Raw genomic sequence first — 14,986 nt, forward strand, 5'->3', positions numbered from 1 at the left:
AGGAGATTTTATAAATGAAACCCATTCATATCATGACAACAGGAGACTTTGGCAGGGAAGTCGCACAGCAGCTTTCTAAAAAAATCGATCATATTGTGATTACGCCTTTAAACGAGCCGCTCTACTTATTGCCGTCAGACCGTTTTCCATCTGCTCGATTGCATATCTTTGCCTCTTGGAAATCATCTTCTTTTATTTCAAAACAGCTCGACCAGCTTTGTTTTAAATGGAATGAACCGTGGATTCCCATTACTATGGATCATCCGTATATCAGAATAGGCCCGCTTGTTATACCTGGTGAAGGGACATGCTACCATTGTTTTGAATCTCGTTATTTACAGCATTCACCGGTTCCTCAGTATGTCAAAAAAATAGATGCATATTATCATAGCCATCCAGACGCGGGACCAAAGGGATTTTTACGCAGCTTTGCCGGCTGGTCAGCCGTTTTCGCTTCGACAATTATAAAATCAATTGACGAGAATGAGCAATCACAATCTGGGCGAGTTTGGCAATTAAACATGCTGACAAGAGAATCCTTCAGTTCACAAACCATATCAGTGCATGGCTGCCCGAGATGTGGATTAAAACGCTCTGAAGAAAACCGCAGCGTGGCACAGTTATCTGAAGACCTTCAATCATTGTTAAGTCATAGAAGAGGGGAAGTGCTTACGAAATGAAACCTGCATCAGTCATGTCAGCTGAGCAAGTTGGCCATGCGGCTTACTTTGACCCGAATTTTCGATTGCCTAAAAAGCCGCGCTTAATCGCAAGTCTTCAAATGATTCCGGATCAAGATTCTATGTTATTTCATGGAACAGAACATTTGCAGGTGCTGAAAGGAAATGCTGTTACGCGCTTTTTGCCAAATCTAATACCATTTCTTAATGGTTCGTATACCATTAAAGATATTATGGCGGAGTTTGACCAATATTCTCCAAGAGACATCAGCAACATTCTTTCTTTATTGTTCATGCGCGGTTTGCTTGATGATGCGGAAGGTGATGAAGGGATAGATACAAGCTGTTTTGAGCCTGATGTTTACCAATTTTTTCAGCGAAGTACTGATTCGACAAGAGTAAACAGAAGTGCGGCAGAAGGATTACATAAATTGAAAACTGCTGAGATTCTGCTATTGACTGATTCAGAGCATGGCAAGATCCTTCATGAGGAACTTGTATATATGGGAGGAGAAAATGTTGTAACAGCACGGCTCTCAGATGAAGTGAACATCGATCATGCCGCCCTTGTGATTGTCTTCTGCACCAATCCTTTGAACCACAAACAATTAAGGTCATTGGATCATATCTGCCATGAAAAGAATATTCCATGGATACTCACACGAGCAGCAGAAAATGTCGGTGTTCTGGGGCCATATTTTGAAAAAAATGAAACAGCCACTTATCGAGACTATCAAATAACAGTTGAATCAGAAGATGGCCAAGGCAAACCAAGCCTTGAACATATTGAAATGTGGGAATATTATTCTGCGGTTGAAATTGTTTATTTCATTACGAGGCTTGCTCCTTCTGCAACCGGAACAGAGTATCTCACATTCCGATTCGATGATTGGACGTGCACCAGCAAAAAGGTCCATCCAAGACCGGACGGCAGTTGCTGCACCGGCGACTCCGAGAATGAGCTTCATCCTGTATTGCAGTTTGAAAATGCAATTGCCTTTCCATCAAAACATTTGATTAACCCTAAAAGTCATCAAGTCCATTACAACCCAAAAAACTTGTTACTAACAAATGAAGCAAAAAGCTATCCGAGTGCTGCCTTATATGAGCTGCCGACCGAAGAGCTTTTGCCGCAGCCAAAAGGCGGTTTCCTGAAAAACAGAATACAGCCTATGTTTGGAAGAGAGGAATTGAATCTGGAAGCGTTAACTCGCTTATGTTTGACTAGCGGTGGGTTAAGAGACGCAGACAGCGGCCAGGCAACTGGAAAAGTGCAGAGGTGGGCGCCAACCGGGGGCAACTTGGGATCTTGCCAAATTTATATTCTTGCCCTGTCAGTAAACGGGCTAGCTCCTAACTGCTACTTTTACCAGTACTTGGATCACTCGTTGGCAAAAGTCGGTCCATCATTAACAATAGAAGAAATCAAGAAGAAAATAACTGATATAACAGGCCTAAAAGAAGACAATCTTCCAAAGGCGCTTGTTCTCTTGACAGGGGCTTATGAAAGAGTTGCCAGCAAATACAATGGTTTTGCTTATAAAGTCATTCATTTAGATGGAGGGGTCGCTCTATCACAAATGCAAGCTGTATCTGCAGGTCTCGGGATAAAAGTAAATACAATTGATCAGTGGAATGAGCAAGCGCTTTTATCCTGTTTTGGAATCGATCCTAAAAAAGAACCGGTAATAGCTTTAGCCGGATTAGATGACGGATGGTGATGACAATGGCTTCTTTTGAACCATTTCAGCTGATAGACAAATTAATCGAAGAAACGAAAACCTTTCATCTTGACTGCGAAATCGATCGTGCCGTAGAGGGACAGCAACAAGAGAACTTGAATACAAGGGAATCATGTCTGCTGCCGGAAAAACAATTTGAAGGCAAAGAACTTTTTCACATATTGAAAGAGCGTACCGCCACTCGATTTTATGATCAGCATGCAATTGATTTGAGTGATTTGGGGACGATTTTAGCGACGGTCAAAGAAGAAGATAACAGAAATTGGACGCGCCAGATCGGCCAGGGAATTGATATTACGGTATCTGTTATCACGTGGCGTGTCCAAAATCTGCGGTGTCCATTCTTCTATGATTATTGCGCCGAAACGCATTCTTTAAAGCCTATGGGCGAGATACCGGAACAAGAAAAAGCGGATGATTGGTTTCTCCAAAAAGAATTTGTGTATGCTCCTGCCATTATCATCATTAATGGGAAAATGAATCAGGCGGTAAAGCAGTACGGCGGACACGGCTACAGGCATTTGATGGTGCGCGGCGGCGCAGCGGCTCAAAATGCTTGGCTTTCTGCGTTAACACTTGGACTTCAGGGAACGATTTTTGCTGGCGCCCTTCCTAGACCGCTAAGGGAATACACGCCTATTGACGGCCGGCATCGTACTCAACTGTGCGCGTTCTCATTTGGAAAACCGCTATCTTTTTCTGAAAAATAAACCTTCTTCAAAGCACATAACTTGAAAGGAGGTGATAAAGATGGAAGAGAAAAAAGTTGAACTGGAATTATTTGCAGAAGAGCTTGAAACGCAAATGGATTTTACAATGGGGCCATTGTCGACTTGGGCTTCAGCCACAACTGTTGGCTCAGCTTCGTGCCCTGGAAGCACAGCTGGGACGGCATCAACGGCATCATCACTTTCTGGATAATAATACATTCATTATTTAAATCCAATAAAAGGAGGTTTACTAATGAAAGAGAAAAAAGAGTGTGAACTGGAACTCTATGCTGAAGAAATGACAGAAATCCAATCATTATCTGGTTTCACTACATCAGCAACATTCGGTACAGTTGGGTGTGCGGGTTCATCGGCTTCAACGGCCGGCACGATCTCATCATACGGCGGATAATAAGGGGGAAATGAAAAATGGAAAAGGATAAAACTCTTGAATTGGAGCTTTTTGCAGAAGAACTGCCGGAGCAAGTTGATTTAGCAACGATTGCGGCATCTTTCAGTTCTACGTCATCAGTCAGTACGGCTTCATGTCCGGGAACAACAGCAGCTTCAGCCGGCACGATCAGCTGCTACGGATGATTCAAATAGGAGATGTGTATGTTGAAGGTTAACTGCGAGCAAACAGAAAAACTGGAACTCTTTGCAGAGGAGCTGCCGGCCCAAGTGGACATGTCGTCTATTGTCTCGACGATGTCGACAGGAGCTTCCTATGCATCGTGGACGACGTTTGTCTCCACAATAGCTACCATTTCAACGGTAAATTAGGATGTTATCAACCTAAAAAACATGAGGCGGTGACATTATGTCTGAAAAGGATACTACTATTAAAACATTGGAATTATACGCTGAAGAGCTGCCGGCCCAAGTGGATTTGGCGACTGTTGCAGGAACAGCTAGCACTGCTTCCTCTTTTACAACAGCTTCATGTCCGGCAACTACAGCGTCAACTGCTGGCACAGCAAGCAGCTACGGGTGATCAGCCCTTATTTAGACAAGTAAGGCAAGTGCCTGTTGCGAGCAGGCGCATGTCTTACTTTCCTTTATCTATTATACCGTATTTGTATGTTAATAAAAGGAGTTTAATGATGCCATGAACAACGGTCAAGTTCAATACCAGTACGATGAAGAACTATTGGTCAATCCCCTCTATTTAGGTGAAGGAGTCGAGTTGTTAATAGGCGCCAATGAAGAACCCATGTTGTTTGACAAACAGAATGGGAAATATATCAGGCTTTCAAAAGTTGGCTTGGAGATTTTTCACTTAATGGATGGTTCAAACACGGGCCAGGATATAGTGAATCAACTAGAAAAAAATTATGCAAATTACGGTAACTTTCCTGAAATTGTCTATATGTTTTTTTCATCTTTAAGAAAAGCCAATGTCTTAAATATAAAACCGCTGCCTGAACATCAGGTGAAGCAGGCAATTCGCCGCGCAGCTGATAAACCGATGCTTCGATTACCATTGGCGAAGTCTCTCAATAAATCAACAGAAACACTGCTTCATCTTTACCATTCTATTCCCAATATGCTTCAAAAAATAACCTTTTATATTCTGTTTTTTTGTGCCGTTTCTTCCTTTATTATGCTCAATGTGACAGGAGGATGGCAGATCGAATGGTCTTCCATTAATTGGATTTTTTTGGTTTGTGTCATTGCTTTTCATTTGATTATTCATGAAATGGCTCACGCCTTAGTAACGAAAGCTTACGGTATCACCATACGGGAAGCGGGTGTCGCGCTACTCTATTATTTTATTCCAGTTGCGTACGTTGACCGGACAGACACCTACCGGCTCAAAAGCAAGAAAAGCAGAATTCATATCGCGCTAGCCGGGCCGTATTCAGATTTGTTAGCTTGCGGTTTGTGGGCAGCCGTCTCAATGTTGGCTCCTCAAGGCACTATAAGCGAGACAGCGCACCTTATTTCATTTTTGCAAATCCTTTTTGTTCTTAGTAATTTAAATTTACTGCTTCCTACTGATGGATATCACGCGGTAGAGGCTGCTGCAGGGGAGTTATCACTGAGAAAAAGAGCCTTAACATATTTGCTGCATGTAAGCACGTTTAGAAAGCCTCCTGCTTACTTACAGCATGTGGCGAAAAATAGAAAAATCATTTACGTTACCTACAGTTTAGTCTCACTTACTTATCTTTTTTGTTTGCTATCGGCGTTTTTCTTTCTTTTACGAAATGCATTTGGATATATGGGGTGATGTATCATGAAGGGACATGTAGCGCCTTTTGTTATGCTGAGGGCTGCCGGGGGCAGTATCGATAGCTTGGCATGTGTTGATGTAAAACAGACATCTGAAAATATAGAAAAGATTTTGAATTTGGAAACAGAAATTGAAGTAATGAAGGAGCCTCTAAGCGACATTTTCTTTCATCTGATTTCCTGTCTCAACGATGATGAAACGAACTTTCTTCGTTTTCTTTTAAAAGTAAAACGAGATATCTTTAACAGCCGTCCTTTTCAAATTGATGATAAAAATAGAAGTGAACTGCAGAAACGATTGACTGTTTCTGATTATAAATTATTTAACCGCTGGTATATGGCCGTTCACGACAGACAAAGGTATATGGAAGATACCAAACTAATTTTTGAGAAAGAGATTGAAGAGGCTGGCCAACATTTAGCGAATGAAATGGAAAATGAAGAATGGCAAAAAGGATTGGCGCTGGCAAATCCGAAATATCTATCCGCTTATAACAAGAAAAAGGCTAAACTATGGAGGCCCCACAAACAATACGCACGCACCAGTATGTCTTATTTAGGAAGAATAACGATGAAAACAAGCCCATTCAGTACGTTTACCAAGATTGGCTTGACCTCTTTTTCAGCTGATAACACGCCTCCTGATACAAATAATCAAAAAACGAACTTTTGCAGCATTTCTAAGTCAATATGCAGTGAACTTATTTTTGAGATGGCGCAGCATAACGAATTATCCCAGTACTTGTACTACGAAAAAAATCAAACCCTCCACACTGATAAAAAGAACAATATGCGGCTGCTGAAAAGCTCTTACACCATTTTAAACGGGTTTGCATGGCGTGAAGATAAGATGGTGTCAGAAGAAATTTCGTCAGAAGAACAATTGAAGGTGATCAAATCTCTCCGTTCAGGGAGTTATGCGGAGATACAGGAATTGCTGAAAAATACTTCTTTTACAATACCTGACTTGTCAGCTGAACAATGGATCAAGCCGGTACTTCCTTTTTCGAGAAAAACAGAAAAGCCTTTGCTCAGTTTATATCATTTCTTACAGCCGATACAAACCCAAAAAGCAAGAAGGATAGCAAGAATTGTGAAATGGATGAACCATTGTGTAGAGGAGCTTGCGAAAAGCGGGCCCAAGCAAAGACTGCGCTATCATCAGTTCATTTACAGACTGTCAAAACGTGCATTCAGTGAGCTTACGGATAAAATACCGAAAAGTGTAATAACTGAAAAGCTTGTTTACGAAAATGTGAAATGGATAGAAGATCACCCGCCGTTAGGCCAGCAGGTCAAACGTGATTTAGAACAGCTTTCTGGACAGTTGAGAAAGCATCAATTCCGGACCCATCTCTATGATTTGTTGTGTGAGCACTTCATAGAGATGTATGGGGAAGGAGGCGTATGCCATGACATTCAGGAGTTTTTGTATCAGTTTGAAATGAGGAAAGATAGGCCCCGGCTGATTAAAAATGCCTTGCGGAAAGATAAAAAGACAGCTGTAAATCTGGAGGAGTCCAGAGTGTTTGCCCCGTGCAGCGGCAGCTCAGTTCCCCCAAGTGCGGTTGTGTTTTATCAATTAGCAGCAAATAATGGCAGTAAAGACATTTCCAATGGTGACTACCAGCTTGTTATCAACCAGATCAGTTCCGGTCTGGGGCTGGTACTCCGCTTTCAATCAATGTTTAATGAGGATCAGAGAAATTTAAGCAGTCTTACAAAGCGATGGATTCATGTGATGAACCCTCACTCAGATATCGTTCATTTTCCGATGATCTCAGATTTCAGCAATTTGCAAACTGATCCAGGTATTACAGCACAGTCCTTAAGGTGGCTTGGTGAAAATCCAACAGCGGATCAAAATGATCTTTTGTTAAATGATCTGTTATTGGTGCATGATCCGCGCGGTACGCTGGCATTTGTAAACAAAGAGGGGCGCCCTGTTGCTCCTATGTATTTTGGTGCTGTGCCACAGCACATGATGCATGGGCCTGTCTCATATTTATTTACCATTATGAACCCATGGATTAATGCTTACCAAACCAATTGGGTGACATCACCACTATTTCCTAAATCACCTCCGCCGGAAAAAGTAGAATTTCATCCGCGTATGCAGGAGGGGAGGATTGTACAAAGGCGTGCCCGCTGGCGGATCCCGGTATTCTTATTCCCTTTAAAAGAGAATCGAGAGAGTGACTATGCATACTTTATACGAATGAAAGCATTTCAAAAGAAGTACAGCCTTCCGGATGAGGGTTTTCTTTCTGGAGAGAGAACAAGTGTGATGCTGAATCCAAAACAAAGAAAACCAATGTATCTGAATTTCAATAGCTACCATTCTATCGCAGCTGCTGTAAACACGATTGTTGAAGATGACCTTTTGTCTATAACATTCACTGAAGGACTTCCTAATCGCCACCAGCATTGGCTGGAAAATGCTGAAGGGCGCGTAGTTGCTTCTGAGTATATGTCTTTATTCCAATGGCCTGTTGAGAAAAGGCAAGAATCGGCTATAGCTAATGAGAAAGGGGTTTTTATATGAAGGAATGGGTGTTTTACAGCATTTATGTGCCGAGGGCTGAGTATTTAGAAAATATTATCATTAACATTGTAACGCCGATTGTTAAGCAGGTAAAAGACAGTGTTCAAGTACATAAGTGGTTTTTTATCAGATACATTGATATGCAAGGGCCTCATATCCGTTTGCGTTTTTTAGTAAATGAAGACGATATTGATATCGTTGAAGAGATTACGGAAGAGCATTTGAACAGCAGTCTATCTAAAGTCCTGGCTGAACCTCTTTCAGAAATGAGCCGGCTGCTGCCTGTCAAAACCGATACTAGAAATTTTGAATCCGGATTCCAACAAGAGGAATATGAGCCGGAGTATGAAAAATACGGCGGCATCCAAGGCGTTAATATAGCTGAAGACATCTTTCAGTCTTCGAGTGAATTGGTTCTTTCATTATTGAATGATCCTGGATTTAAAGATCATGACCGTTTTGATTTCGCTCTCTTTCTTATGAAAAAAACAGCGGAACAAGCTTCTTTATCATTAGACCAAACACAGGATCTTTGGGAGAGCATGCTGCATTATTGGAGCGGAGCTGATTATACTGATGGAATAACCTATAAAACGAAGCTGAAGGAGGCTGCGGAAAAACGGATTGATGTAATAAATGTTGTCATAGAAAAAATGCACTCTAACCCTTTTGTCACCAAGTCAACGAATGGGTACCAAAAACTGCTGGAGAGTGCTTTTTCACAGATACAAGAGTCCGATAAGATTAGAACGTCTGCTTCCCATCTAGCCTTTCACTATATTCATATGATGAATAACCGTTTAGGGGTGTGGCCGATAGAAGAGGCTTATCTCGGAGCTTTGCTCGCGCAAATATCTAAAAACACAACTGATATAAAATAATAAAAAAGAACTTCAGCTGTTGGGCTGAAGTTCTTTATTTCCGCTTGTTTTTATGATAAACCGAGTTAAAAGTAAACATGAACAAAAAGTAGGCGCCTGCCAGACTTAAAAAACCAACAGGGTATTGAAGCAGCAGAAGACCTCCACCAATAAACAGGATCGTTGCTGCTAAAATAATGATCCAATATAAAGAGAATTTGTTTTTATTTTGCTGTTCTTGGGTCTTGGTAATGGCTGTTTCCTCCTTACTGATATGTTGAATACCGTATTTATAGATGTGGATCAATTGTACAAGCCGTCCTAACAATAAAATCGAGGACACGGAGATCCAGGTGAGAGAGTTAACCAAAAAAGCGAGCTGAAGTGTGTCTTGGAAAGGGGTGCCGCCCGTTTCGAATCTCACAATCAATAATACGCCTGCACCAATTAGAAATAGAATCCCTAAAAAAAAGACAAACACATTATAGCTGTCAAAACGATTCCATTCGCCTAAAAATCTGCAATGTTTTGCAATCAGTGAATATTTCCGTTTAGGGTTCTGTGGAAGTGAATGTACGCCAATTGAGTTTAAAATCTGCCGATTAAATGCAGACCCCATGACTCCACCTAGTGTACCGACAGTAAGAGCTGCCGCGCCGCTTATTAGTCCTATCACCGTACCGCTTGTCATATGATCACCTTCCTAAGAATAAGAAAAAAAGTATTTGTGCTGCTATGCTCCCGGATAAAATCGGCAAAATCGTCACCACTTGAGCAACAGAACGGAATGAGAAAAGGTCTGGAAGCTGCCAGCTAGGATAAGCTAGCCAATGGCTCAAACGGTCAAACCAAGTAATCGGTGGAGAAGGTGGTTTTAACATATGTTCTGGAAGAGACAGGCGGTTCATATCCAGGAATTCGTTCAGCTTGGGCATGTGTTCTTGTAATCCTTCAATCATGCTTTTCACTTCATCTTGCTCATTCATGAGTCCTTCAGCTCCTTTTCAATGGATTTGTTCAGCTTCTTTAGAGAATAATGAAGCTTGGATTTGACTGTTCCTTCCGGTATGTTGAGAATGTGAGAAATTTCTTTGCCTGTAAACCCTTGATAGTAGGCGAGAATCAGAATTGATCGCTCTTTGTCAGGCAGCTGTCCCAAATACTGTTGAATCAATATTTTATTTTGTATATTTTGCTCAATGGTGCTCTGGTGCTTTTCCGAATAATCGTCCAATTCCATCTGCTGCCATTTGAATTTAGAATGCTTTCGGTAATAATCAATACATAGTCTGTGAGCGATTTGATGGAGCCAGGTACGAAAGCTCGCTTTTTCGTTTTTGTAGCTGCGGCATTTTACATATACCCGGATAAAAGTTTCCTGCAGAAGATCTTCAGCTGCCTGTTTTTGACGGATGTACAGAAATATAAATTGATATGTTTTTGGAGCGTGACGGGCATATAAACTGTTGTAGGCCTCCATATCCTTTTGTTTTACTTTTTCCATCAATTCTTCGTCAGAAAGAATGTCCATACCCCACCTCGAAACTTGGTTTCGTTACTATATACGGCTGCTGGCTGAAAAGAGTTCAAAAAATGAAAAAATAAAGAAGATAAGTGATGGCAATAGATGTGAGAAGAATACTGTCTTCATGATTATAACAGGAAAAAAATGAAAGTGCCCGGTCGTGAAGACCGGGCTTGACATGTTAACTCCCCCTATACACCTGATAACCAAACGGCGACAGCAAAAGCGGGATATGGTAATGCGCATCTGGATCTGCAATGTGAAAACGGACGGTGACGATGGTTAAAAACGGCTGATCGGCTGCGTTCGTGTTTTTACTCGCAAAATAGTCTCCTGCATGAAATTCCATCACATATTCTCCGGACACCAACTCTTCAGCAGCCAGCAGAGGGACATCGACTTTTCCGTCCTTGTTAGTGTATACCTCTTTCATTATACTTTCGCCCAGCCGCTTCAATTCAATTTTGACGTTCGCCGCCGGTTTGCCGCAGGTTAAATCTAAAATATGGGTGGTCAGCTTTCCCATCAGGCTTTCAGGCTCCCTGCGGTTTCAGCAGTTTTCTGTTTTTCTTTCTCGGCGTCTTCTCTTGTCACGGTAAAGCGCTGGAAGCCGAATGGCGGGCGCGGTTCGGTGTAGACTTTTCCTTTTGAACCCGGGATTTCTTCGACAACTGTATCCCATGTGTGATTTTGAGATTGGAAGCTGACATCAGTGAGCTGCGGGAACCTCGCTAATATTCTGCAGCCGATGTGATAGATTAAGTGTTGGATTGAAGGGGTTTCGAGCTCGTGAAAAACGGTGCTCGCCAAGTCGCGGACTTGTTCAGCCGCGACGTAGCGGGCTGGGTCAGAAGCATATGCGTCATTGGTGTTTTCATACTGCCAGCTGATGTTTAAATAGACAAACAGGGGGCGGTTGCCGTCTTCGGGAAGAGTCGTATATTCGTCCCGGATGAAGCCGGCGAAGGAGTTGCCGCTCACCTTAACGAGCTGAAGATCCATGATTTCGCTGTATTGTTCTGTAATCGTGATGGTATTCCCGCTGCGTTCGGCTTTCAGCACAGAGCGGCTTCGTTCATTGCGTGATCTTCTGAAGACAAGGCTGCTTGCGGTGAGCTCTTTCTCCTCGTATGCAGGCATTGCTTCAAACGGAATGTCTTCGCCAGTCAGAGTGATCTTGTCCATATGAGAATAGGTATCTAAAAATCGGTGAGCTACATAGTGTAGGAACCCCTCGGTTGTCGTTCCTTCATAGGATGCGAGATGGCGCTGGATAAAGTTTTTCATTGAATCCGTTGCCACGACGAGAGTGTTGTCTCCGTCTGTAAATGATGGCAGGAAGGCGTCTCCGCCAATTTCGCATGTCACATCAACGCCGACAACTGTATTGTCTCTCCCGGTAAAAGATGATTCTGGGATTTGCTTCACTCCAGTGAGCGGTTTTAAAAACGTTCGGTATGCAAATACATTTCCTTTGCCATAAGACATGGTTCTTTTCATTTGCGTCTCTCCTTTTTCAGTGATGATGTCAGCCAGGCGAAAGCGGGCGATTCGGTAAATTTCTATAAGGGCCTGCTGGAACTCCGATTCCCGTTCGTTCTCAAGCCTTTCCAGCAGGGCTTGGTGAATGTCCTGTTTCGTCTTTCCCTTTACCGCTAAAATAAAAGGAAAGCCGAAGCGATCATAATAGTGTTCGTTCAGCTTGAGAAACTCCTCGTATTCCTGCTGTTCCAGTTTGCTGAGCCCTGCGTTCTGTTGCTCTTTTATCGACTCACTGCTCATTGTTTTCTTTGTTCCGAGCCGGGGGTGCTTATTGATTACATCAAGCTGTGTCTCGCGATCCGCGGCTTTTACAATACCGGTCATTTTGCGGTGAAGATCAGAAAGGGACGAAAACGGCCGTAATGCCGCGGATCTCTCCGCAATCCATGAAGAGTGTTCAAAAATAGAGCCAAGTGTGTCTGTCATTGTTTGTGTGTCCATTTGGTTCAGGTCATCCATTGTGAACATTGGCATCTTCCTTTACGTTTTTATGTCTGAGCCATTCGGCTGTTTGGCTTGAAAAAAAGCGTGCAGTGCTATGGCTGTCAAACTGCCGATCACGATTCCGCTTCCCGCCAAGACTGATGCGGCGCCCGGAAGTGATGAAAACAGCGCGGGAACAGTTGTAGCGCCAAGCCCCAAGCTGACGGAAGAGGCGATAATCAGCAGGTTGCCTTGTGAATCGAAGTCGACGCTGGACAGCATTTTGATCCCGTACGAAATGACCATGCCGAACATGACGATCATTGCGCCGCCGAGCACTGGGGCGGGGATCACTGTAGTCAGTGCCGCGGCTTTTGGAACAAGCCCGATCGCCATCAGCATGATTCCTGTGGTGGCGACGACGTGGACACTTTTTATCTTTGAAAGCTGTACGATGCCGATATTTTGCGAGAAGGCTGTATAGGGAAACGCGTTAAATAAGCCGCCTAGCATAATCGCAAGGCCTTCCGCCCGGTAGCCCTTTTCCAGATCCTTCTCCGACAGTCTGCGGTTTGTGATATCGGCAAGCGCAAAGTAAACACCAGTCGATTCGACGAGACTGACAAGCGCAACGAGAAGCATCGTGACAACAGCCGGCCATTCAAAGACGGGCGGTCCGAAATAAAACAGAGACGGAACATGAAGCCAAGATGCCTCCAAGACCTCAGAGAAATTGACCTTTCCCATGAAGTATGCAGCCGCTGTTCCTGCGATCATACCGAGCAAAATTGCTATGGAACGGATAAAACCTTTAAAGAAATAAAACAGCAATAAGATAAAAGCTGTGACGCCAAACCCGAGGAGGACGTTGTCCAGTGAGCCGAATTCTTTGCTTCCTTCACCTCCGGCCAGGTTATTCATTGCCGTCGGGATCAGGCTGATACCGATGATCATGACGACTGATCCGGTTACGGCAGGCGGAAAAAAACGGACAAGCTTTCCGAAGAAGCCTGCGGCTAAGACGACAATCAGCCCTGCGGCGATAATGGCACCATATATCGCTGGGACACCGTAAGTGCTGCCGATAGAAATCATCGGGCCGACTGCGGTAAACGTGCATCCGAGCACAACGGGAAGGCCGATGCCGAAATACCGGTTTCTCCAGAGCTGCAAAAGAGTTGCCGCCCCGCACATGAACAAATCGATCGCAATTAAATACGTCAGCTGCCCCGCATTCAGTCCGATCGCCGCTCCGACGATCAGCGGCACGAGAATGGCTCCCGCATACATGGCGAGCATGTGCTGAAGCCCCAGCATCATCAGCTGAAAGGCATTATGCTGTTTCTTCATCTTTTTTACACCTCTTTTTCTAATGCAAGTGTATGTTCTAATACCGGAAGTTCAGTTTTCTGAGTTGTTTTGTCTTTTTTGCCGCGCAAGCTGAAAAATAGATTCAAAAAGATAGCGGTCAGGCTGCCAGTGATGGTGCCGTCACTGACCAGAATTCTGATCGGAGCGGGGAATTCAGCAAAAATCCCGGGGACGGTGCTGGCGCCGATGCCGAGTGCGATTGAGCATGCGATGGTCAGGAGGTGGTATTGATTTGTGAGATCCGCTGTGCTGAGCATTTTGACGCCAGAGGCAATCACCATGCCAAACATGACGACGGTTGCGCCGCCAAGCACAGCAGCAGGAACGGCAGAAGCAAGGGCAGCAATCTTCGGAATCAGTCCGAGACAGACAAGGATAAAGCCTGCGGTAATCACGACGTTTCTCGTTTTTACCTTCGTCAGCTGCAATAAGCCGGCGTTTTGCGCAAAGGTATTATAAGGAAAGGCATTGAACAGCCCGCCGATGAGAATGGCGATTCCCTCCGCGCGATACCCTTTGACGAGGTCATTTTCAGTTAAAGGTCTGCCGCATATCTTTCCGATTGCGTAGTAAACGCCGGTTGATTCCACAATAATGACGATTCCGACGATCAGCATCGTTAAGATCGGGCCAATTTCAAACGCAGGAGCTCCGAAATAAAAAGGCTTCGGGATTTGGAAGAACGGTGCTTCTGTAACAGAAGAAAAGCTGACTTTGCCCATGATCGCTGCTGCCGCTGTTCCGGCGGCGATTCCGATCAGGACGGACAGTGTTCGGGCAAATCCTTTGAGAAAGCGGTTGAGGACTAAGATCAGAACAAGGACACCGACAGAGAGAAGAAGGTTTTCGAGCGAACCGTATTCGGGGTTGGCGCTACCGTTTGTTTTTTCGCCGCCAGCCATATTTTTCACACCTGTCGGAACTAGTGAAAGGCCGATCAATGTCACAACCGTACCTGTTACGACAGGAGGAAATAACACAGTCAGTTTGCCGAAAAAACGAGCAAACAAAAAGATGAACACACCGGCCGCGATGATAGAACCGTAAATCGTGTGAATGCCGTAATTGGCACCGATTGCAATCATCGGGGTGACGGCCACAAATGAGCTGCCAAGCATGACGGGAAGCCCGATGCCGATGTATGCTCCGCGCAAGGTTTGCAAAAGCGTCGCGACGCCGCACGTTAACAGGTCAATCGCCAATAGGTAGGACAGCTGTTCAGTTGTTACATTCAGCGCCCTGCCGACAAGCAGGGGCACCAAAATCGCACCTGCATACATGGCCAGCACATGCTGCAGGCCAAGCGTAAACACCGCAAACGATCTTTTTTTCACCATAGTCCCTCCTCGTATG

Annotated in this window: 18 protein-coding genes; 11 read left to right on the forward strand and 7 right to left on the reverse strand. The window is 44.0% G+C overall.

Annotated features, from left to right (window positions below; translation table 11 throughout):
• The first annotated feature begins 14 nt into the window (after nucleotides 1-14).
• The 11 genes from ACQXR1_RS03455 (at nucleotide 15) to ACQXR1_RS03505 (ending at nucleotide 8,793) form a co-directional block, all read left to right on the forward strand.
• Nucleotides 15-680 (forward strand): TOMM precursor leader peptide-binding protein, encoded by a 666-nt coding sequence (locus ACQXR1_RS03455; protein ID WP_069840284.1) that lies wholly within the window; start codon nucleotides 15-17, stop codon nucleotides 678-680.
• Complete coding sequence (locus tag ACQXR1_RS03460) at nucleotides 677-2,401, forward strand: nitroreductase family protein (RefSeq protein ID WP_430771730.1); 1,725 nt, start codon at nucleotides 677-679, stop codon at nucleotides 2,399-2,401. The genes ACQXR1_RS03455 and ACQXR1_RS03460 overlap by 4 nt, the downstream gene beginning before the upstream one ends.
• Before the next feature lie 5 nt (nucleotides 2,402-2,406).
• Nucleotides 2,407-3,132, forward strand: a complete 726-nt coding sequence (locus tag ACQXR1_RS03465) for a nitroreductase family protein (RefSeq protein ID WP_430771731.1) — start codon at nucleotides 2,407-2,409, stop codon at nucleotides 3,130-3,132.
• Nucleotides 3,133-3,172: 40 nt separating this feature from the next.
• Nucleotides 3,173-3,343, forward strand: coding sequence for a thiocillin family RiPP (locus tag ACQXR1_RS03470; protein WP_014665271.1), 171 nt, complete (start codon nucleotides 3,173-3,175; stop codon nucleotides 3,341-3,343).
• A 42-nt stretch (nucleotides 3,344-3,385) separates the two neighbouring features.
• Nucleotides 3,386-3,544, forward strand: coding sequence for a thiocillin family RiPP (locus ACQXR1_RS03475; RefSeq protein WP_014665270.1), 159 nt, complete (start codon nucleotides 3,386-3,388; stop codon nucleotides 3,542-3,544).
• 17 nt (nucleotides 3,545-3,561) lie between these two features.
• Nucleotides 3,562-3,729 (forward strand): thiocillin family RiPP, encoded by a 168-nt coding sequence (locus tag ACQXR1_RS03480; protein ID WP_014665269.1) that lies wholly within the window; start codon nucleotides 3,562-3,564, stop codon nucleotides 3,727-3,729.
• Between the two features lie 18 nt (nucleotides 3,730-3,747).
• On the forward strand, nucleotides 3,748-3,915 hold the full coding sequence (locus ACQXR1_RS03485; RefSeq protein WP_014665268.1) for a thiocillin family RiPP: 168 nt from the start codon (nucleotides 3,748-3,750) through the stop codon (nucleotides 3,913-3,915).
• A gap of 37 nt (nucleotides 3,916-3,952) precedes the next feature.
• On the forward strand, nucleotides 3,953-4,126 hold the full coding sequence (locus ACQXR1_RS03490; protein WP_014665267.1) for a thiocillin family RiPP: 174 nt from the start codon (nucleotides 3,953-3,955) through the stop codon (nucleotides 4,124-4,126).
• Between the two features lie 114 nt (nucleotides 4,127-4,240).
• Nucleotides 4,241-5,365: a PqqD family peptide modification chaperone gene (locus ACQXR1_RS03495; RefSeq protein WP_430771732.1), complete on the forward strand. Its 1,125-nt coding sequence runs from the start codon at nucleotides 4,241-4,243 to the stop codon at nucleotides 5,363-5,365.
• A gap of 6 nt (nucleotides 5,366-5,371) precedes the next feature.
• A complete protein-coding gene (locus ACQXR1_RS03500) occupies nucleotides 5,372-7,912 on the forward strand; it encodes a lantibiotic dehydratase (protein ID WP_430771733.1) in 2,541 nt (846 codons plus the stop codon).
• Entirely contained in the window at nucleotides 7,909-8,793 is an 885-nt protein-coding gene (locus ACQXR1_RS03505) for a thiopeptide-type bacteriocin biosynthesis protein (protein ID WP_134975156.1), read from the forward strand. Before ACQXR1_RS03500 ends, ACQXR1_RS03505 begins: the two co-directional genes overlap by 4 nt.
• 34 nt (nucleotides 8,794-8,827) lie before the next feature.
• Here ACQXR1_RS03505 and ACQXR1_RS03510 read toward each other — a convergent pair whose 3' ends face one another.
• The 7 genes from ACQXR1_RS03510 to pucJ all read right to left on the reverse strand — a co-directional run bounded on the left by ACQXR1_RS03510 (nucleotide 8,828) and on the right by pucJ (nucleotide 14,967).
• Nucleotides 8,828-9,463 carry a hypothetical protein gene (locus tag ACQXR1_RS03510; protein WP_014665263.1) on the reverse strand — a complete coding sequence of 212 codons (636 nt, stop codon included), beginning with the start codon at nucleotides 9,461-9,463 and terminating at the stop codon, nucleotides 8,828-8,830.
• 4 nt (nucleotides 9,464-9,467) lie between these two features.
• Nucleotides 9,468-9,758, reverse strand: coding sequence for a hypothetical protein (locus ACQXR1_RS03515; protein WP_014665262.1), 291 nt, complete (start codon nucleotides 9,756-9,758; stop codon nucleotides 9,468-9,470).
• Entirely contained in the window at nucleotides 9,755-10,303 is a 549-nt protein-coding gene (locus ACQXR1_RS03520) for an RNA polymerase sigma factor (protein WP_069840279.1), read from the reverse strand. The genes ACQXR1_RS03515 and ACQXR1_RS03520 overlap by 4 nt, the downstream gene beginning before the upstream one ends.
• Nucleotides 10,304-10,478: 175 nt before the next feature.
• Nucleotides 10,479-10,823, reverse strand: a complete 345-nt coding sequence (gene uraH / locus ACQXR1_RS03525) for a hydroxyisourate hydrolase (RefSeq protein WP_148343152.1) — start codon at nucleotides 10,821-10,823, stop codon at nucleotides 10,479-10,481.
• A complete protein-coding gene (gene pucL, locus ACQXR1_RS03530) occupies nucleotides 10,823-12,307 on the reverse strand; it encodes a factor-independent urate hydroxylase (RefSeq protein ID WP_430771734.1) in 1,485 nt (494 codons plus the stop codon). Before pucL ends, uraH begins: the two co-directional genes overlap by 1 nt.
• A gap of 12 nt (nucleotides 12,308-12,319) precedes the next feature.
• Nucleotides 12,320-13,612, reverse strand: coding sequence for a uric acid permease PucK (pucK, locus tag ACQXR1_RS03535; RefSeq protein ID WP_430771735.1), 1,293 nt, complete (start codon nucleotides 13,610-13,612; stop codon nucleotides 12,320-12,322).
• A gap of 5 nt (nucleotides 13,613-13,617) precedes the next feature.
• On the reverse strand, nucleotides 13,618-14,967 hold the full coding sequence (pucJ, locus tag ACQXR1_RS03540; protein ID WP_430771736.1) for a uric acid permease PucJ: 1,350 nt from the start codon (nucleotides 14,965-14,967) through the stop codon (nucleotides 13,618-13,620).
• Between the last annotated feature and the right edge of the window lie 19 nt (nucleotides 14,968-14,986).

Origin of the sequence: Bacillus sp. ATD, assembly GCF_050585765.1 — a bacterium.
Taxonomy (GTDB): Bacteria; Bacillota; Bacilli; order Bacillales; family Bacillaceae; genus Bacillus; species Bacillus stercoris.